We start from the raw sequence: 20,139 nt of genomic DNA, 5'->3' as shown, positions 1-20,139 counted from the left end.
CCGGACATGATATTAGAGGGATCTAGAACTTTTGATAACGATAAGGGGACTTTTAAAACATCCCCTTAAGTTTTACCGCCGACTGCGAAAACCCTGCCTTCCATTAACTTGGTCAAAGAGAACATCGTATTTATCAAAAAATGCGATTCCAGTATTTACAAATATAGGCAGTTCTGATTGTGGTGAGATACTCAAATTCCAGCGATTAAACCCGTCGCGGGTTCCTGGTTTCAAACTATAATCAAAAATGCCATTAATTCCGACTTTCACGGCATTTGCAGAACCTAATACTCCTGGTTTGAGTTTACCTGCTGTAGAAGCTGACTTGAATTCAGTCAAACCATTAATAGTAGCAGTATCAGCAATCATTGTGGCATTACAAGCATTTTTAGCAGAACTACCAGCAACAGTTAAACAAACTTTGCCTAGCCGAGAGTCCCATCTTTTACCGGGTACACCATTAATTTCAGGTTGTTGATTCCAAGAAGCCATTTTAAAACCTGCTTGATTTTCAGCAGTTAAACCAAGAATTAGGCTGCCATTGTTGTTGTTACCACCATTTCCAGTCACGATAAACCCGTTACTCAGATTACCTGGTAATTTTCTCAACGGGTTATAGGGAAGTGATTTTTCAAAATAGTTGACACCGACAATACCAGCAAATGGCACACCACTATTTGCTGAACATTTAGGTTTTTGGGCAGTACATTGGCGACTAGTAACAATCTGTACCGGAAGGGGTTCTGTGGCGGGAAGCAAACCAAATCGGACGTTAGTATAAACTAATTCTCCCTCCAGGATAGTGCCATCATTTAATACTTCCTTGATATTTTGCCCTGTTCTTTGGATGGGAGCATTACCTAAAAACTCTTTGGGAACCCTTATACCTGCTGACCCTGTATCTAATAAAATACGTCTTGGCTGACCATTTGCGATCGCAACTTCCAGAAAATAGCCGCGAACACGTTGACCGAGGGAAGGTTTTGTGTATAAAGGTAGGCTTATCGTGTTCAAAGTTGTCTTACTGGCTACATTTTGAGAGATGTCGCGTAACGCTGAATTGGGAAAAAGAGCCGCAAATGCCGACTGTCGTTGTGCTGCTGGTTCAGGCGCAATATCCCAAAGGCTCTCGTAGTAGAAAAAGACCGTACCTAAACCCCGTTGTTGCGCTGCTTGCACCTGAGATTGGATTTGTGGCATCGAAACTGGGCGATTTCGCAACCCTGCCATAATACCGATACCAGTTGGGATGACTTGTTTTGTTTCTAAAATTTCTGGGCGGGTAATTTGAGCGATAAAACTTTCTAAGTCATTACGGTACACTTGCATAACTAACTCATCAACAATACCCAACCGTACCCAGTTGAGCCAGTCTTGCAGTTGCAGCTTGTAGGCGAAATCATAGTAATTGGGAGAAACTGAGAAGATGGCATTCGGTTTTTGAGCTTTCACGGTTTGGTAAAGGTTTACCATGAATGCACTGATTTTATCTGCCCGCCATTTTATCCATGCTTGGGCTTGAGGATTAGATGGGGGAGGATTGCCAGTTTCTTGAGTATATAGATTAATTGTGTACTTATCGTAACCAAAATCTACTGGTAAACTCGTATGGTCGTCAAATTGAACGCCATCAGCATCATATTTAGTGATAACTTCCATGACGAGTTCGCTGATCAACTTTTGTACTTCCGGGTGGAAGGGATTCAACCACGCGACTTCACCCGCAGCACTAATTGAAGTTTGAGTCCCATCTCCCTTTTGTGTTAGCCAATCTGGATGCTGGGATGCAAGTTCTGAAGTTAGAGGAACCATGAAACCAAATTCAAACCAAGGTATTGCTAGTAGTCCTTCTCTGCGGGCTTGGCTGATAATGTCTGCAATCACATCTTGTCCCTCTGCTCCCTTGAAAAAGAAGGGAATACCCTTTTTTTGCATGACGGCGCTGGGGTATTGGGTATAACCATCGTTCCACACTACTGGATACACAGTATTAAAGTTTAACTGCCGCAGTTGGCTCATAGCTGCTTGCACCTTGGAGCGATTTCTAAAAACGCTAAAATCGTTACCACTCAGCCACACCCCTCGAATTTCCTGACGAGGTTGAGGAGGTAGTTGGGCAACCACAGGGGTGAAGGTGTTGAGTTGCAATACCAGAACGAATGATATTAGACATAATAATGGCAGCAGACGCTTCCTCAAAAGCCGCCAACCTTGATAAATCGCCGCTTCTCTATGAGAAGGCTTAAATAGTAAGTTTGTTAGAGCCTTATTAATTTCTTTGCTTTTTTCCCAAAATTGACTTGTCATTACTTTTGCTTACTAAATAAGGTTAATTGCTTAGATTTCAATTCATATAAACGTTAAATTGCTATACCAGAAAAACTGATAGGGTAATTTAGCTGCAAGTATAAACGACGCAGTTGTAAGATTAGTAGTGCCAAATAGCAATGAAGCTGTAGTTAGTCTATTTGCGGCAATGCGAGATGCTGTGATGAAATTTATTGTTGTGCCATTGTCAAACCCATGAATTTCAAATCTCACCAAAACACTTTTGATGATAAACTAAGCGCAAGTATTGGGCTAGCTATTGGACTGCTGTTTATTGCGGGTGGTTTTTGGGTGCGTAACATAGCTGTACGCGAAGGTACAACGCTAAACGAAACACAGGGGACGGTAGTAGACAGCATCAGTCGGCGCGATCGCACTGGTACGAACAATCAGCAAAAAGAAACTTATGCGCCAGTTATCGAATTTCTAGTCAATGGCAAACCCACTCGGTTTACAGGTAATTATGAATCCTACCGCTCCAGCAATGGCCATATAGTGGTGGTACGTTACGATCCTAAACAACCGATAAATAGTGCGCGTGTGGTAAATCCACTTGAAGGCTTAGTACCTTGGGGAATGTTTGGCATGGGTGGGTTAGCTGTAGTTTATAGCCTGGGTGCGCTATTACCTATACGCTGGTCTTCTGGTGGGTAATTATTTTGATTTTCGTGCTGACTTTGGCGGCGTTCGGTGTGCGCCAAAATATTTCTCACTGCGGTAACGCAACCACACCCGCAACACTTGTGGAATCAGATCTTTTTGCTCCTTGGTTAGGGTGTTGTAAAGGGCTAAGGCGCGATCGCGTTCACCCCGACAAGCAGCATTATTATGAGCATCCCAATAGCTACGCGCTACTCGAATCCGCCGACAGACTTCTTTTATCAGGGCTTCTCCCGTTAGTGGAGTATCTTCCTTAGCCATACTCAAATGCAATAAATTTCTAATCCCATCCTACCGAATTGCTTATCCAAACGATCGTTACTTAACTGCGATCGCCCTCTTAAAAATGTAGGTGCGATATCCACGACGAGCTACGCCTACGCACCTAATTTTCTCAACTCTCTGGTAAATTAGCAAATGCCTGTTCAACTAACTTCTTAGCCTTAGCATCCAAAAGCAGCCAATCCACTTCACCCAGTTCATCGATTAAACTAGTATCAATATCAGCAGTTTCCTTTTGTGGGCTGTATTCAATAAAACACACCTCGTAACACAATTCCCATAAATCGATACTCGCTTCTTGCTGTTGACGCTGCAAACGTAGATGATATCCTGGATGGGGCATCGGCAGACGAGCCAGAGTCTCTCTGATTTCATCTGCTTCTTGGGGCGTTGCAGTTTCCATTGCTTGCAACAACTCAGTCACCAATGCTTTGATTTCATCAGTGGTGCTAGACGGCCAAATCAAGACATCGTGGTAAGTCCCTGTCCAGGAAGATTCATCTAGGGACTTGCGGATATTGTCGATAACGCGAATAAAAGCAGGTTGCATGAGGATTTCAGCCTGCTGCCATGCAACTGAGTTTGTTATTTTAGGTGGCATTGGTAATAAACAGGGGCACTAAAAGAGAAAATAAACAGTCTGCGTTTATTAAAAAGCTGCGTTTTTAATCTAAATCTTTTCTCAAGATAGCGGATTTCATTGAAGAAAATTTGGAGATATTTATTACTAGCTGGAAAATTAGGTAATAACTCTGGGGAGTGAATATGATAGGCAAGCTATTAGACCATCGTTACCAAATAATTCGAGTCCTCGCAATGGGAGGATTTGGGCAAACTTACATTGCCCAAGATACAAGGCGGCCTGGCAATCCCATTTGCGTTGTCAAGCACCTCAAACCCGGAACTGACCCCAGAGTTTTTGATACTGCTAAACGCCTATTCAACAGCGAAGCCGAAACCTTAGAAAAACTGGGCAACCATGACCAAATACCCAGGCTGTTAGCATACTTCGACGAAAACCAAGAATTTTATTTAGTACAAGAATATATTGAGGGACATACCCTAGCTGAAGAACTTCTATCTGGTAAGAGATGGAATGAAAGCCAAATAATTCAACTATTACAGGAAGTTCTAGAAATTCTCGAATTTGTCCACCGTCAAGGTGTGATTCACCGCGACATCAAACCGGATAATATCATCCGTCGTGCCTCAGATAATAAGTTAGTTTTAGTAGACTTTGGGGCAGTGAAACAAGTGCGTACACAACTGGTGACAGTGGGCGGACAAGGATCTGCCACAGTAGTCATCGGCACTCCTGGCTATATGCCCACAGAACAAGGGCAAGGTAAACCCCGCCCCAACAGTGATATTTATTCCCTCGGTATCATTGCCATTCAAGCATTAACAGGATTATCGCCAACAGTATTGCAAGAAGATCCAGAAACTGGCGAAATCATTTGGCAGCAATCAGTAACCATAAATTCCCGACTGGCGGCAGTGTTGACGAAGATGGTGCGTTATCACTTCAAAGACCGCTATCAAAGCGCCACGGAAGCACTGCAAGCATGTAAAGATGCGATTAATCCAGTACCTACACTTTCCCCACCTCAAGTATCTCGGCTGCAAACGATCGCAGTTGCACCAGCAAATCCTGTCAAGCCTGCCCCTAAACCTAAAGACTCTGGTAAATCCGACCCATGGCCAGTATTAATTGGCATATTATTGGCTGGTGGTGCAGCTGCCTTGGTAGCAAATGTGTATCCAAATGTGAAAAATTTAGCTTTAAATCTTACAGGTAACGATACCTCTTTAGCAAATAAATGCTCGGCTGTTGTCGTCGGAAATTCTAATATCCGTTCTGAACCTAGTTCGATAAATTCTGAGAATATTTTGCAAACAGTGGCTGATAACACCAGTTTTGAGGTAACTGGCAAGCGAACGAAAGGACGTTGGATAGAAGTTAAACTTAAATCTGGTCGTTTGGCTTGGGCACACTCGGATGTGGTAACTAATAATCAACAATGGGTTTCTTGCCTGCGTGAAAAGGGTATTGCAATTAAGACAGTAAATGATAGTAGCCTGATTGCAACTCGACCGACTCCCAAGCCAAAAGTAAAATCTAGGGATGTAGCAACTCCATTAGCAGAAAAGCCGAAGGAGTCAAATCCCGACGCTGGGAAATCGCAGCCTGATGATAACAGTGCCAATATTGTAGAGCAAGCAAGGCAGAAGTATGATTCAGGAGATATAGTTGGAGCGATCGCACTTTTAAGATCGATTCCGGCAAATGCTGCTTCTGGTATCCAAGAGACGGGCAAAATGATTGCCCAGTGGCAGGACGATTGGGCAAAAGCAGAGGCGTTATCTAATGAGATAAATAAAGCAATAGATGATGGTAACTGGGATAAAGTTTTAGATTATAGAAACCATCCAGAAAAATTGCCTAATACTAAATACTGGCGAAACAAAATAGAACCATTATTTAAACAAGCAGCCGAAAATCTGGCAAAACAGGCGGTAACTCAACTAGAAAATCAAGGTAAGCAAAAGAGTACCCAACAGAAACTTCCCGATAACAACCAACCTGCTACTCAGGAAAATCCCAATAGCACAGAAACTCCTAACAGTGGCTTTTAACAGTTATAGGGTGTTTATAAGAGGACTTACGCAAAAATTGCCAAAAAGCTAATTTATCGTTCGCGTAGCGTGCCGCAGGCATACCGCCAAGAACGCCAAGAATTCGTAGGGTGTGCGTAAGTCCTATATAAATAAAAAACGTTTCCAGGTAGAATCTGGAAACGATTGTCTATAGTTTGATTTTCCCGATTAGTGCATTTCGTCGTATTCTGGGGCTTCAACTCGTCTTGCTTCCATCCGCGAAGCAGGCAAGAATTCAGCGCGACGGACTGGAACCAAGGGCGGTGTATTTCCTTGGTAAGGGTGAATCACTTGTACAGTCCGAGCTGGACGCTGCCGTGGCGAGAACAAAGCCAAGACCCCAGCGACGACAACACCACCACCAATAGTTAGAGTTGCGCCTCCTACAGCCCAAAGCATAGGTGAAGACCACCAAGCACTATTTTGTGGCTGGAATGCTGCCGTTTTTTGTTGATTCAACTGCTGCGCTTGCTGCCACTGCTGCTGAGTATTAAAATTTTGAACTTGGCCTTGGAGTTGTTGATTTTGCAACTTCAACTGTTCATTGTCGTTTTTTAAACGCTCCAGCTGCATCTGCGTGTTCAGTTTTTCCATTTCCAGACGCTGGTCAGTGTTGGGAGCAACTGGCGGCTGATTAGGATTGGGATACATTGGTTGCCCATAAGGGCTGTAAGGAGAATACATTTGTGGCTGCATTCCCGGTGCTACTACCCCTGGCATTTGCGGAGCAACAGCAAAATTAGGTTGTAGGGGGGTATTTGTTCCTTTGAGCAATACGAGAGCCGCCAGCCCAGCTACGGCGACCCCGCCGATAAATGCCATACTCTCACTCATCGCCTATGCTCCTCGGTTGCGACGTAACTATAATCATTTGTGACTGACTCACACTCACACTCACACTCATAAATTATGCCTACTTGACTTCACATAATACTCAAACTATAAGCGACCGGATCAGCTAGTTTTTTTACATCATGATATCTGATGTTAATATTCAAAACCATAATGGTCAAATTGTCTACCAAACAACGATATAAAAACTACACTGTTATACTTTTTAATCTACTTTTCTTGTCTCATCAAGAGGAGTATTTATGCTAGTGTTGGTGGTTTTGATCGCTGCCTTGAGACTTTGGCAAAATTGGGCGATCGCATTTAGTCCTTGCTCTGGTGTACCTTCTGCTAAACGTTTCACAAAAGCGCTCCCCACGATCGCCGCATCTGCGCCCCATTCCTTTACCTGACGGGCTTGTGCCGCTTCAGAGATACCAAAGCCTACACCGATGGGTTTCTCAGTAACACCACGAATTTGTTTGAGTAAATCGGACACGCGGTTTTCCAGTTGCGATCGCACTCCTGTAACCCCAGTGACGCTGACCAAATAAATAAATCCTTGGGAAGAATGAGCGATCGCTTCTATTCGTTTAGCATCACTGGTAGGAGCGACCAACAAAATTACATCAATTCCCATCTCTTTGGCTGGTTCGAGTAAGCCTGCTGCTTCTTCCAAGGGCAAATCTGGTACTACCAATCCTGCGACCCCAGCAGCAGCAATTTGCTGAAGAAATTTGTCTATTCCCCGGTGCAAAATTGGGTTGTAATAAGTAAATAGAATAATTGGCGATCGTAATTTGGGAGTAATCCCTTGCAACATTTCTAGCACCTGCTCCAATTTCGTCCCCTTTTGCAGGGCGCGGGTAGCAGCAGCTTGAATCACTGGCCCATCAGCCAGAGGATCGGAATAAGGTATGCCCAGTTCAATAATGTCGGCTCCACTCTGATCTAGAACCTGTAACGCTTTTGCTGTCGTTTCTAAATCTGGATCGCCAGCAGTAATAAACGGAATCAGAGCGCACTCACCATTGTGCCCAAGGGTTTTAAAGCAATCAGAAATCGCAGTCATTGCAGTCATTAGTTATTAGTCATTAGTTATTAGTCATTGGTCATTGGTCATTAACAAAGGACAAATCCCGCATTTCTCACAAGCTGCTTTGCGTACAAGTAATAAGTAAGGAGTAATAAGTTAAAAATTTTACTCATTACTCCTTACTCACTACTCATTACTCCTCCATTCGAGGTGTGGTGAGAAATCCGGGAAATGACCAACGACCAATGATAACTTTACACCTGAGATTGCTCTTCTTGTTCTATTTCGGCTTGAATTCGTGCTAGTTCTTCAGGACTAAGCTCATCTAGCCGCTTTTGGAGAAAGTCTTGCTCATATTGTTCCCGTTGTTGGTGGTAGGTCATTTTTTGTCCCACTGCACGGAAAAAATAGGTCGCTAACCAGCCAATTAACCCACTGACTAGTAAAACTTGGCTCCATATACCAGCTTTCTGAGTGTCCAAACCGACTAGCTGCAATCCTAGATAAGCCAAGCCGCCGGCAATAAAAACACCTAAGCCAATTCCAATAGCATCAATCCGTCGCATGAGAGTTATGACCTACCAATCTTATTAAACTTGCACTTGTCGCCGTTGGGGTCGGAAATTTAGAAACGGCGATAGAACCAACAAACCAGGGAAAAAGAAAAACACCAAAAAGTACATCAACAAACGCTCGATGGAGCTAGCTACATACCAACGCTGCTTCAGGTAGAACAATACAGCAAGGGGGATTACCAGAAGGTAAGCTCCAGCTAAAATCAGATATAGCAGGGCGACAATCATAACTTTTTTGGTCTAAGCATCTGTTTTCCATGATATGCCGAACAGTCAAACTGAGGGAAGTATAATCATGATGCTTTCAAGATTACTACGCCAGAATTCCTTTTTTTATCCAAATTGATTGATAAAAGGTAATTTTGTGCTATTATCGTAAATCTACTAGCAAAACAAATGCTTTGGTCACACAAGATGAAAAACTCATCTAGGTTGATTACGAATAAAACTTCCGATTTGGGAAGCGATCGCACAATCTAGAAAAAATATTTTCAATCTAGTTGGACAAAAGACACAATTGATGGTGGAATAGATAAGGCGGTATTTACTGCCTCCAAAAAATAACTAGGTTTATATCTAGTTAATTACCAAACACCTGCGGGGGTGTGGCGGAATGGTAGACGCTACGGACTTAGATAACTGAGCCTTGAAGGAGAAATCCCTCAAGTGGAAGCTCTCAAACTCAGGGAAACCTAAATCTGGTGACAGACATGGCAATCCTGAGCCAAGCCGAAGAAAGTCCTGAGTCATGAGTGTTGAGTGCTGAGTAAATTTAAAACTCTAACTCCTAACTCTTAACTCATAACTGTTCGGAAGGTGCAGAGACCCGACGGGAGCTACCCTAACGTAAAGTCGAGGGTAAAGGGAGAGTCCAATTCTCAAAACCTGATTTGGCTATTGCCATCAGGTAGCAGTGAAAACTGCGGGAGGATGAAAATCCGTTGACCGTAATAGGTCGTGTGGGTTCAAGTCCCTCCACCCCCACTAAAAATCTAACAGGGACTTCCAGTTAAAATGTGACTTTACCCATAACTTTGCCGCAACGGTAAGCTTATGCTTCCAATAAAGGGTGGCAATGTTATGGTTCCAAACAAATTTCTTTTCGCGCTGCCCTTAAAGCAGCGCGAACTTGTTTGTCACGAAAACATCCTGGTTTAGCCAATAGCTTTGAAATAGCTGCTTCACTAGGATAGATACCTTCAGCGTGAAATTGTCTAACAGCTTGTTTGACCTCCTCGCAACACTGTTCGATTCGTTTGACGCGAGATTCTTTCATATACTTAACGTACTCGGCTGAAATCGCTCGGCATAGCTCTGGGAAATGCCTGTAAAGAACTCGCTTAGGATATCCAAGGCGTTTCGCCACTGCTGTCATCGGTAGCGGTTGTTCATTCGCTTGAAGCACATTTTCAAGTAATCGTTGAGTGCGATCGCTATCAAACTTTACTTCAAGCTTTTTTCTGCTGCTATCTACCACTTGCTTTTGAGGCATAGCAGAAAATTGGCTAGAATTATCTTTCTTTATCTCTTGAGTCAAAAAATCTAGCACAGATACCTGAAGAGTAAAACAGATTTTCAAAATCACATTCAGTTCTGGCAAGACTTTTCCCATCTGCCACATCCAAACCTTGTTTTTGGGAATTTCGAGCATACGAGCAAAAGCAGCCGTGTTTCCTTCAGCAAATTGCTCTACGTACCTACAGAAGGCTTGAGCAACTATTTCCCTTTGCAAAGGTTTTGATAAGCGAGGGGTAGTAGCGAGTAACTCTCCAATAGTCTTGATAACCCACGTTTGCCAAATAATCTCTTCCTTGCTCGGTGAGATGTTATCAGAAGACGGGTAATCAGCAGTAACACCAAGCCATTCTAAGCAATACGGACAATAACCTGGTCTTGAATAGGAAGCTAGTGGAGGAATATCTCGTTTGCAGTGAAAGCATCGCTGGCATAAAGACTGATTGTGGCAATGACAAACTGTAACTGCCTCAAAAAACCAAATTAAGGGTTCGTAAATTACTTGATCTTTCGAGGAATACCATTCCTCATAACAGTATGGACACCAAGCTCGTCTAGAACGAAGTAACTTCCTCTGGGGAAAGATATTAGTCCATGTTAGTAGAGTGAGGAAGCGCAAATCACTACGTAGAGTCATCGACTCTAGCACTGTGACTAAATCAAATGCCATCGTCCCTAATCCATTGAGTGCCCCAGTCAAGCTTCGCATTTCAAAGAGATTTGTAGTTCTGTAAGTCTTGGGTATAAAGGACACAAGTTCTCTGGATATTAAAACTTTTGGGGTTACACAATGAGCTTCTGCTAGTCGAGATATATAACCAGTTAAGCTTTCTACCAATGAAGTATCAATACCAACAGGCTCTAATTGATACAACCGACTACGAGATGGAATAGAAACCTTTTTTAAATCCCAACATTCGTATGTTGTTAATCCATTAGCTAACATCTTGATTCACTCCAATAGGATCTCTTTTGGGATTACGTTTGCCAACTTTTCCTTGTGGAAGAGTCTTTTTTGGAGCTTCTTCTGGCTGTGCAATTGTCTTTGCTCCAAGCCCTAGAGCAGAGCGTAAGTGTTGAACATCTGTTTCTGTTTCAGATAATTGTCGTTCACCCTCTTGAATTTCCTTGAACATTCTCTGACATTGAGCAACCGACCAAGCACGTTTTTGTAAGTCTTTTAGAGTGACGGTTGTTGCTTCTCGATCTAGAGCATCTTTAAGAGCGCGTGTTAGCCAATTTTTCAATATGCCAACACATCCTAAAGTACGTTCATAAAAATATTCCCAATGAGTAACTAAATCTGGAGGCTCTGCAAGTGGCATCTGCTGCTGGAAAGTCAACAATACACTTTTAAAAGCCTGTACGTCTTCTGGGGTGTCAGCACAATAACGGCGGAAATGAATATCGACGCTACGGCGTGAGAGTTGACCGCTTAAGTTACGGAATGTTAGTAATTCGTATGTTCCTAAAAGGCAATGCAAGATGCCTGTCATATTTGCCACAGATTTGAGGCAGTCTAGCTGATCTTGTAGTTTGTGTCCGCTTGCCATTTTCCCAAAATGTTGCGCTTCATCTATGAAAAATACATCTGGATGGCGATAGCTGAGAGCGTTTTCTAAAGCTCTGCGTAGAGCAGGTGCGACCACTTTCGACTCAACGTTAATTTTGCCGAAAATATCACGATAGATGCCTCGTACACCGTAATTAAACTTGTGATCGATTAGCGGTTCTTCTAAAGCTATTAAGGCGCGTGTGTAATAATCTTTCCAGTTAAAGTTTCTCGATTCTGGAGCTACAGCCTCAACTCCAACAACAGGAACGCAACCGCGATCGCTTTCCAACTTAGGTAATGCCAACTCTGTTAATTTTTGCTCAACCCGCAGTCGTAAAGTTGTTTTGCCGATACCGCTAGGGCCATAGACAAAAATAAATGATGCACCTGCTGGTTCAGCAATTGTCCGCACTAGAGTTTCATACACCTCTTTGAGCCGGGGATGTGCTACCGTGTAATTCTCGAAATAGGCAAGCCTTTCTGTGGCAGATTGCTCAAGGAGCTTGAGAGGAAATCCGGTAAGTATTGTCATAACTAAAACTCCTCGTAAACTACAAGTGTTTCTGGAGTGTTTGCTTCAACTTCAGTCACTTGATTGTCAGTATTACCAAAAGGAATTTGAATAACTTTTGGTTCTTCGTTGCGACTGAAAGTAGCTTTTCCGCCTTCAATTACCCTAAAGACTTCTTTAGCCTCTGCATCATAAGAACGCTGTTCTAATAAGGCTTCTTGGGCTTCTACCGAAGCTAAAAATTCCGCTAGATTTTTGGCTGAAACTCTTGATTGTCGTGCATGATTTGAGGAGCGTTTACGTAATTCGGCACTAGCTAACTTCAGTTCTTTTTCTGAACGACCTTGAAATTCTGCATAATATTGAGAAATGCACTGTACCCATAGCCCTCGAACAAAGGCGTAAGCAATACCAATATCAAATGGGTCGTATCTTACCTGGACAGAGGTATTTTCAATTTGCGGGTCACGAAAACTGTTAGACCAGTAATAGATTGAGTTAATTTTTACGCCGCTTCCAGATTGAACTTTCGCCTTTCCCTCTGAGGTTGTAGGTAAGGTAAGAATCTGAAAGTTTTCATCGTAAGGAATCATGCGGTGAAGCCGACTACCGCCGATCGCTATACCAGCAGCAAAAGCATCCCTCGGACTCTGGAAAAGAGCGGGATGTTCATCTATATCGTAAACTTCGTAAGCCCAAGCGCAAAGATATTCGTAAAGCAAGCCCAGTGTCCAAATAGCTTGATTTTTAGGGTTAACTGACTTGGTTACTTGGCGAATGTTACGAGTTATCTGTGTGTTGCCAAGTAGGTTATGAATAAATTGAGTGTTGGAAGTACCAAACAGACGTTCGCATACAGAACCAAACCGCGCTTTGGCAGGAGGTCGATTTTTTTTCGTACATTCAAAAGTAGCTAATAGCGTTTCAAAATAAACGCTATGAAATTCTGCACCGTTATCTACCACAATTATCTGTGGTAAACGGTTGTGGCGTTGAACGCACAATCGTAACACCATCAAGCAAGAGCGATATGAAGGCGAGTCAAAAGTCAAATAAACAGCTAAAAATCTTCTGGAATAAGCATCTATCAAAAAAGTTACCCAAGGTCTACCCAATGAACGACCAGTACGGGAACACACTAATTCAACATCTAATTCTGTATGGTCAATGTGAGCAATTTCAAATGGGCGATCGCCATGTCTGGGTGTTGTCCTGTTGAGTTCCCAATAAAAAGTTTCTTGCTTGTATGCAGCCCGACGACCTTGGCGTTTTTTGATTTGTTCGTAACTAGAACGTTTCTTTATTTCTTTTGTAAACGCTTTATAGCTTGGAGCAATAGCACCTTGTTGTTCGCAAACCCTAACTAAAGCACCATGTACCTCCCACATCTTCTTTTGTTTGAGGGTTTCATAGTCATCAAGGATAAATTTTTCCATTAGCACTAAGGTTTCTTCTGGCAGTTTTCGCGTGCGGTTGCCTTTAGCACTGCGATGCGATAGAAGCCCGATATAACCACAACTGTACTGCTGTTGTGCTGCTAAATATTTCAATTTCCAATGGCGAATAGTCCTCTCTGGGACTGTTTCGTTTTCAGGTGGATTTCCTTTTAAATATGGCTCAATAACTTTGTAGCGGCGAAGGGCTTCTGCTTGGTCTTCAGGGCTTGCTTTATAAAATTGCTCCCAAGACTCTGCTTTTATATCTGGTGGTTCAGATTTTTCTAAGCTTTTTATTTTCGCTTGCTGAACCAGATTTAAAAATAAAGTCTTTTTCAGTTGAATTAATTGCTCAAGTTCATCCTGTAAAGTAACTTCAGTATCTCCAACATGAACAATACTTAAGCCTTTGCCATCCCAAGATATTGATGTACCAGGAGAAAGGTTAATCGCAGAAAAACTCATGAGAGTTGATGAAGTTGTTGTTTTTAGCATCAAACCATAGGCAGTAGCTGTCTGCTTGTCGGAAAACACACAAACTCGTTCTGGTTCAGCTAACGGTGCAACACTTAAATCAACGTATAATTGCTCTGAGGCAATCAAAGCATAAATGTCATCTGCACTAGCTTGCGTCCCATAATTTAGTAGTTCAGTCAAGGAAATTCCTGGTGAGTTTGATACTAACTGCTGAATTTCTGCATTAATGGTAGTTTCTAGCTGAAGAGACTCGGCTCGAAAATAATCTTCCAAAAAAATTACGTTGCGCTGGATAACCCAATTAATTTGAGTGTCTACACGTAGGCGGTAGTAAAGCCCAAACTGTTGTGCATAATTTTCTCCTGGTGGAGTGCGCCATCCACCTTCAGAATCGCAAAAATAGCGGTTTGGACTTTTCTCGGCTAATTTTTTTAACTCCTCCTCAGTTTTGCATTCCTCCCAACCAGCATAATTACTTCTAATCACGAAAAAGTCTGGTGTATGCAAAACTCCCAGATTTCGCCCATTTTTCCCTTGATAGTCCAATTTGATTGAAGGGGGTTGGTCGTAAAACTCTAAAACTTCCTCATCATGCTCAAATTCGTAGATAGTAGGAAGTTCAACACGGTGAGACTCAAATTGAATAGTAGCTCCCATTTTTCGACTGGGATAACGCCCAGAAACATTTTTGCGTCCACCTCCTACCCGACGAGATGGTTCTGATGAGCGAATTGTTTCAATCAGATTTTGTGTTTGCGAAGAGAGATTCAGGCGACAACACCAAGCATCAAATTCTGTCTTTGATAGCATTGAATATTTCCTGGCACTTAATTATTCTTGTTTGGATTCTAGAACTGGAATAAATAACCAAGAACGCCCTTTTTTCCTGTCACTGCGTTCCCAAGCTATGCCATCAGGATCTCGTTTTTGTGACCATTGAGGAAATTCAGCAGGTTTTGTATACCACATCTCTAGAAGTGAACGTGGTTTACGTTGTAAGCGTTTTGCCAGTTCATCTGGGGTCAACTCCCAATTTTCCAAATCTGCTGGTGCAGAGTTCTGATCTATATCTTCTGATAGCTTGAGGGTAGGTGAATGAGTTTCAGAGGCAGGAGAGGTAGGTGTGTCTTCCTTAGAAGATTCAGCTTGTTCAGCCGTAAGTCCATTGTTGCTAATTGTCAGTTGATTCTCGAAGAATGTAAATTGGTTTTTCTGATTAGATTGTTCTCTTACCGCTTCTGGTAATTGAGGTAATGGTTCTAACGCCTGTCTTAAGCGGTCAATCAGCTCTTTGAGTTTATCTCCTTGATAAAACTGAAGCAGTTTCTCAGCAGCCTTTTTCGGATTATCCATCCGCACAGATTTAGAACGGTCTTTAATCCCCAGCAAATCTTTGATGTGATTATTGAGTTCGCGACTGTAAGCTGGTTCCCTATCCTCATCTTCAGGAATTGGGTTAGTATATATGTACTGGTTAATTCTCAACCCAATCAAATCCCGCTTGTCTACATACTCTCGTTCTTCTGCCGTCAAGTTTTTGGGGTCTTTTATGTCACGTCCTAGTAATGCTGCTACATCTATGGCTATAAGTGACCTATCTAGTAATTCTCCTATTACTGGAATAGCTTCTGCGGCACGATTTGCGGCTCTAACTACACTTCGTTGGGTTGGACTTAGCTCACTTTCTAACTTCTTACGGTCGCCGTAAGAAGTTTCATCAGCAAGATCCGTCCGTTCTCCTTGACGAGACTCATAGATAATTACCCTAAACTTACGCTGTACTTCTTGGTCAGCCTGTAAAACTCTGTCTATCGTCTCTACGCTAGTTTCTAAACCATTTGGACGTTTAGCTGCAATAAAAGCCCGAAAATTTTCAGCATCTGAGCCTTTGGTATAACGGCAGTAATAAGGGGTAACAACTCCCTTTGCCACATAAAGACACTCCCATAACTTGTTATCAATGATTTCTTTGATAAAGTTAGGAATCTGGTCAACAAAAGCTAAATCCTTACCAATCCCAGAAGCTATACCATCCGAGACAAAGAAAGCTCTGACTGCTTGATCATGTTGTTCAGTTGGTAATTTGTCATTATCAGACAAAACTTTCTGAACAACAGCGCTATCTGGTAAATGAGATTGGATTGGATCAATAGTGTGAAAATTGTTGTGATTCATAAATCTTCAATCCCTTTTATTCGTGTTGGTGCATCGGCAATTCGCTCACATAGCCACTTATAAATCCTTTCCCAGCCTTCATGTCCAATAAAAGTATCGTTTTTAACGCAGTTTCTACGTTTGGCTATGGAGTGAATTTGTGCGACTCTTTCTTTCCTTTCTTCTTTGCTGGCATTGCCGTATAAGATGTAGGCTAGGCGATTAACTTTTGTATCGGCTTCTCTACGGGCAAAAGCAGTTTTTTTAGTGGGCAAATAGTCCCCATACTCGGAAGGAAATCCATCAGGAATAACAGTAGATGAAGAACCTTGATCAGCTAACATTTGATCTACCAGCTTTTCATATTCCATGCGGTAGAGGTTAAATAAACCCTTGTCCTCCATTAGCATTTGCGCTAAGTGGGCAGGAGTTTTATGCCAATATCGCCCAAAAGTTGTATTTGCTATCATCCATTCAGCAACATTTGCATATTCAGATTCAATTTCCTCGCCGTCTACAATGTGAGTTCCAATTTCCCCTGTAGAAGCAATGGGCATAAAATTAGAATTTAGTTGCTGACTACCCTGAGAATCTCCTTCTCCGTCTGTTCCCTCTCTACTCTCCCTACCTTCGTTTTCTTCCCTTTCTCTTACAACGTGAGCAATTTCATTTAAGGCACTTATAGCTAAATCTACCAACTGTGGATGAGCCGGAATTAGTGTTTCCACTGGCTCAGGAGCATTCTCAGGGAAACAACGTAATAAACGCTTTAAATCTTGCATAAATGACAGAGTGGCACGAATATTGGTGGCATGAATGCGATATTTCAGCCGTTTGATGGAAACGCCTTCACCCAACATTCCCACTCCAATAATCCAAGACCGCGCACTGTGTCCAGTTTCTGCTGCAAACCGTTCAATCTGTTCACTGGAGTCTTGCCCTAACCTAGAGTTAGAAGTTGAATTGGGATCATCGTCCCTAGACACGACTACTAGGGCATCTTCACCAGTAAGGCTACGAATGCGTTCTTTCATTTGCCGTGCCGCAGCAATTGTTGGAACTCTTACATAAGTCGCACATTCAGGAAGTCCTTTAGCTCGGTCTAGTTTCATCCGACCATGCGCCCACAAAATTGCTTCTTTAACCCAGCCACCTTGAACATCAATGGCTGTATTTAAAGCATCAGTTAAATCTTGCTCGTTAGTTGCGTTAGTAAAGGTTCTACCGTTGTAGACAGCACGACCTCGACGGTAAGAAAACTCTCCTTCCATAGTTACAAATGAAAAGGGAGGGATTATTTCGTCGCTCAGGGCATCTGCCAACCTATACTGAAAGTCAGGAATACACTGGTAAGCGTTCTCTTCTACTGGTGTATAAGTCAACCAGTTACCCAAAATTCTTCTGTTATCGGAACGGAATGGTGTACCAGAAGTCATCAATCGGTGAGAAACAATCGTATCTGGAAACGCCCTTTCGCAAGCTTGACCAAAAGCTAAGTCCGAACTAGTATGGTGAACTTCGTCAAGAATCAGAAACACTTTGCCAGCTACAGTTCGGGACAAATTATTCAGCAGCAAGCTAGAGTTGTTGGAGTAACTGAGCCATTGATAACTGACTACTAAACCGTGATAATGTTGTTGTAGTAACTCTTCTGGCGTGGGTAGCCTACCTAAACTTCTAACAGTTCCTGAGTAAAAAAGATTAAGACCAAAGAGGTTGAATGCATCTTGAGCATATTGCCGCATTAGGTGTTCCGATGGAACAACAACAACTAAGAAGCGCCAATCCAAGACGTTTTTGAGAGAATCGAAAGCATGTACCGCTCCAGCAGTTTTTCCTGCTGATGTACAGCCTTCAAGCAAAAAATTCTTTTTGAGATTTGTTTGATAGGCTCTTACAAATCGTTCTTGCCAATCTCTTGGCGCAAAACATAACGGCATAGTTTTACTTCACCCTTGTATTTGGCGTACTTTTATATGATTCCTGGCTTGACCGGATCTTTTGTATCTCAAGAATATCACGGTCGTATCTCAAAAGTAATATGTCAAAAATCGGTAAAGATAAAACTATATCAATCAGATTGTCTCAAACTATGTTGGAAGCCCTGGATGCTCGTGCCATTCTTGATGATAAAGACAGGACTCAAGTAATTAGGGAGGCAATCGCTCAGTATTTGGAGTTACCAGAAGATTCGGTTGAAGACAGAGTGAACTTGTTGGAGCAGGGTATAGAGAAGTTGCACGAACAAGTTCAACTCACTGAAGAAAGAACTGACTTGCTAGAAATGCAGTTTGGCGAGTTGAGTCGTCTAGTAACTATGTTTATAGGCCGGCAAAAGAAATAAAATTTTATAATTACTCGCGGCAAGCTTATGATTCCAATTCTTACTCGCGGCAAAGTTATGGTTCCAAAGGTAGAGAAAAGTTATAATTTATTTGACGCAATATCAAGCTTCACAGACCCTTGTGCGGCAAGCTTATGCTTCTAGTCTTGGCAAAGTTATGGGTAAAGTCACATAAAAAAATATCCCATTGTAGGGGCGCAAGATATTGCGCCCCTACTGGTATGCAAATAATTTGGGATAATTTATTTTCTGCAAGTCCTAAATGCCAAAAGGCTCTTAATGTGACTCTACCCATAACTTTGCCGCAACGGTAAGCTTATGCTTCCAATAAACGTAAAAATGTATGGCAAGCAGATTGCTTGGGCGATCGCTAATCCTCATTCAGAATCGGCAGTGCTAAAAGAGCGATCGCACATCATCTGATAAAAGTTCGACTTTCTGTACTTTATGGGAAGTACGGAATCCATCAAAAATAATGCAGAAATGAAACCCTACTCTCTAAAGTGGCTGTATGGGCAATTAAAGCAAAATCATGACTTTCTTGCACCGAAGCCGAACACAACATAGCAAACCCAGTACCACGGGCGACCATCATATCACTTTATATCCCCCTAAATCCCCCTTTTTAAGTCAGGTTAGGGGGAATCAGTAAGTGCTTAACATCACAGCCAATCACTTTTCAAACAGCCTTTTAAATTAAATTGAACTTTTTGATTTAGGTTCAATGTTTAGCTCGTCCTTGATAGTTAGCTCGTCCTTGATAGATTTAAAAACACAGTCGTTATGAGATGTTTTCCGAGAATCATTTCCACAATCTTGTGAACCACCAACTAGCTTCTTTATCGCCTCCTGAGAAGGTTCTGATAACAACCATCCTAATGGAAATTCAGTTTTATCAGCTCCATTTTTAGAGAGTCTCTTTTCATCTTGAAAGATTACCTTTTTTCCATCCTTAAATGTAAACTCTTGATTGTGCAAATAGAATTCTCTAAATCGCTGGGATGAATAATGTTTGTCAAACAAATTTTTAGATTTAAAATTAGGGTCAGAACTGGCGGGATCAGTTAAGTATTTAGCCTGATTAATAATGCTAAAACCTCTGGCATCTCTCGAATTCCACAAGGCGTTAATTGGAGACATTATTTCGTTTAATCCTCCAAAGATTTCGATGAATCCTCCAGCTTTTTCTATTTTTTGGGAAGGGAGATCAGTAATTGCTAAATATACGACTTTTATGGTTGGTTTTTCGTTAGCTTTTGCTTCTGCTGCAATTTTTTCTGAATCTTTTCTTAAAAATTCTTCCAGTCTTGAACCTATTTCAAAAGCAGTTGAAACCCCGGAATTTTCAAAATAACCGCCATCAGCCAAGCGAGATTTATGAGGTACTATTTTATCTTTCTCATCTTTGTCACATCTGTTAAACCAACCAACAGGAGTAACTGATATGAATCTCGCACTAAGGACAGCAGCAGTACTAAGAGGAGGGTCAATTATATCTTCTTTTTTTTCTTTGCAAGCAACGCTGCTAATGTCTTTCAGATTGGGTAAATCAATTTTGAATGGACTTAACACCAATCGATCGCCAGTCTCTACTACAGTCGTATTTAAGACAAGAGCCGGTGCTGATTTTTTGGGATTCCAATGGTCGTAGTATGAACCTCTCAGTAGATTAGGTTTTTGTTTCTTCGAGCCAGGAGGATAGGCGCTATCCCAAGCTTTTTCAAAAGCATACTCTAGACCTCTCGCTCCAAAAGTGTTGAATGTTAAGAGAAATCCG

The 20,139-nt window shown here is 42.1% G+C and carries 16 protein-coding genes and 1 pseudogene; 3 read left to right on the top strand and 14 right to left on the bottom strand.

Annotated elements, in window-relative coordinates; translation table 11 throughout:
• Nucleotides 1-72 precede the first annotated feature (72 nt).
• Nucleotides 73-2,307 carry a glycoside hydrolase family 10 protein gene (locus VB732_RS19455; protein ID WP_323232551.1) on the bottom strand — a complete coding sequence of 745 codons (2,235 nt, stop codon included), beginning with the start codon at nt 2,305-2,307 and terminating at the stop codon, nt 73-75.
• Nucleotides 2,308-2,523: 216 nt separating this feature from the next.
• Here VB732_RS19455 and VB732_RS19450 point away from each other — a divergent pair, with 216 nt between their 5' ends.
• Entirely contained in the window at nt 2,524-2,982 is a 459-nt protein-coding gene (locus VB732_RS19450) for a DUF3592 domain-containing protein (protein WP_323232550.1), read from the top strand.
• Here the strand turns inward: VB732_RS19450 and VB732_RS19445 are convergent, their stop codons facing one another.
• Both VB732_RS19445 and VB732_RS19440 read right to left on the bottom strand, forming a co-directional pair.
• Nucleotides 2,983-3,249 carry a Precorrin-3B methylase gene (locus tag VB732_RS19445; protein WP_323232549.1) on the bottom strand — a complete coding sequence of 89 codons (267 nt, stop codon included), beginning with the start codon at nt 3,247-3,249 and terminating at the stop codon, nt 2,983-2,985.
• A gap of 133 nt (nt 3,250-3,382) precedes the next feature.
• Nucleotides 3,383-3,871, bottom strand: coding sequence for a hypothetical protein (locus tag VB732_RS19440; protein WP_323232548.1), 489 nt, complete (start codon nt 3,869-3,871; stop codon nt 3,383-3,385).
• Nucleotides 3,872-4,035: 164 nt separating this feature from the next.
• Between VB732_RS19440 and VB732_RS19435 the strand changes: the two genes are divergently transcribed.
• Entirely contained in the window at nt 4,036-5,907 is a 1,872-nt protein-coding gene (locus VB732_RS19435; RefSeq protein WP_323232547.1) for a serine/threonine protein kinase, read from the top strand.
• 189 nt (nt 5,908-6,096) lie between these two features.
• Here VB732_RS19435 and VB732_RS19430 read toward each other — a convergent pair whose 3' ends face one another.
• From VB732_RS19430 to VB732_RS19390, 9 genes are all read right to left on the bottom strand, one after another.
• On the bottom strand, nt 6,097-6,762 hold the full coding sequence (locus tag VB732_RS19430; RefSeq protein ID WP_323232546.1) for a heterocyst differentiation related protein: 666 nt from the start codon (nt 6,760-6,762) through the stop codon (nt 6,097-6,099).
• A 223-nt stretch (nt 6,763-6,985) separates the two neighbouring features.
• Nucleotides 6,986-7,831 carry a tryptophan synthase subunit alpha gene (trpA, locus tag VB732_RS19425; protein ID WP_323232599.1) on the bottom strand — a complete coding sequence of 282 codons (846 nt, stop codon included), beginning with the start codon at nt 7,829-7,831 and terminating at the stop codon, nt 6,986-6,988.
• A gap of 218 nt (nt 7,832-8,049) precedes the next feature.
• Entirely contained in the window at nt 8,050-8,361 is a 312-nt protein-coding gene (locus VB732_RS19420; protein ID WP_323232545.1) for a DUF3007 family protein, read from the bottom strand.
• Between the two features lie 24 nt (nt 8,362-8,385).
• Nucleotides 8,386-8,598 (bottom strand): NAD(P)H-quinone oxidoreductase subunit L, encoded by a 213-nt coding sequence (gene ndhL, locus VB732_RS19415; protein ID WP_323232544.1) that lies wholly within the window; start codon nt 8,596-8,598, stop codon nt 8,386-8,388.
• Between the two features lie 850 nt (nt 8,599-9,448).
• Nucleotides 9,449-10,831, bottom strand: coding sequence for a TniQ family protein (locus VB732_RS19410; RefSeq protein ID WP_323232543.1), 1,383 nt, complete (start codon nt 10,829-10,831; stop codon nt 9,449-9,451).
• Nucleotides 10,821-11,972, bottom strand: a complete 1,152-nt coding sequence (locus tag VB732_RS19405) for an AAA family ATPase (protein WP_323232542.1) — start codon at nt 11,970-11,972, stop codon at nt 10,821-10,823. The genes VB732_RS19410 and VB732_RS19405 overlap by 11 nt, the downstream gene beginning before the upstream one ends.
• A 2-nt stretch (nt 11,973-11,974) precedes the next feature.
• On the bottom strand, nt 11,975-14,674 hold the full coding sequence (locus VB732_RS19400) for a TnsA endonuclease N-terminal domain-containing protein (RefSeq protein WP_323232541.1): 2,700 nt from the start codon (nt 14,672-14,674) through the stop codon (nt 11,975-11,977).
• Between the two features lie 21 nt (nt 14,675-14,695).
• A complete protein-coding gene (locus tag VB732_RS19395; protein WP_323232540.1) occupies nt 14,696-16,039 on the bottom strand; it encodes a hypothetical protein in 1,344 nt (447 codons plus the stop codon).
• On the bottom strand, nt 16,036-17,958 hold the full coding sequence (locus VB732_RS19390; protein WP_323232539.1) for a DEAD/DEAH box helicase: 1,923 nt from the start codon (nt 17,956-17,958) through the stop codon (nt 16,036-16,038). The genes VB732_RS19395 and VB732_RS19390 overlap by 4 nt, the downstream gene beginning before the upstream one ends.
• A 101-nt stretch (nt 17,959-18,059) precedes the next feature.
• Here VB732_RS19390 and VB732_RS19385 point away from each other — a divergent pair, with 101 nt between their 5' ends.
• Complete coding sequence (locus tag VB732_RS19385; RefSeq protein WP_323232538.1) at nt 18,060-18,362, top strand: CopG family ribbon-helix-helix protein; 303 nt, start codon at nt 18,060-18,062, stop codon at nt 18,360-18,362.
• 402 nt (nt 18,363-18,764) lie between these two features.
• On the opposite strand, the pseudogene VB732_RS19380 reads toward VB732_RS19385, so the two are convergent.
• Nucleotides 18,765-18,963: pseudogene (locus tag VB732_RS19380) on the bottom strand (hypothetical protein); the annotation flags it as partial.
• Nucleotides 18,964-19,058: 95 nt separating this feature from the next.
• Nucleotides 19,059-20,139: hypothetical protein (locus VB732_RS19375; protein WP_323232537.1), on the bottom strand; the 1,081-nt coding region annotated here is incomplete at its 5' end.

Origin of the sequence: Nostoc sp. UHCC 0252, from assembly GCF_034931145.1 — a bacterium.
Lineage (GTDB): Bacteria > Cyanobacteriota > Cyanobacteriia > Cyanobacteriales > Nostocaceae > Nostoc.
The sequence above is the reverse complement of the archived record's forward strand: the minus strand, read 5'-3'. Positions and strand labels throughout refer to the sequence as shown.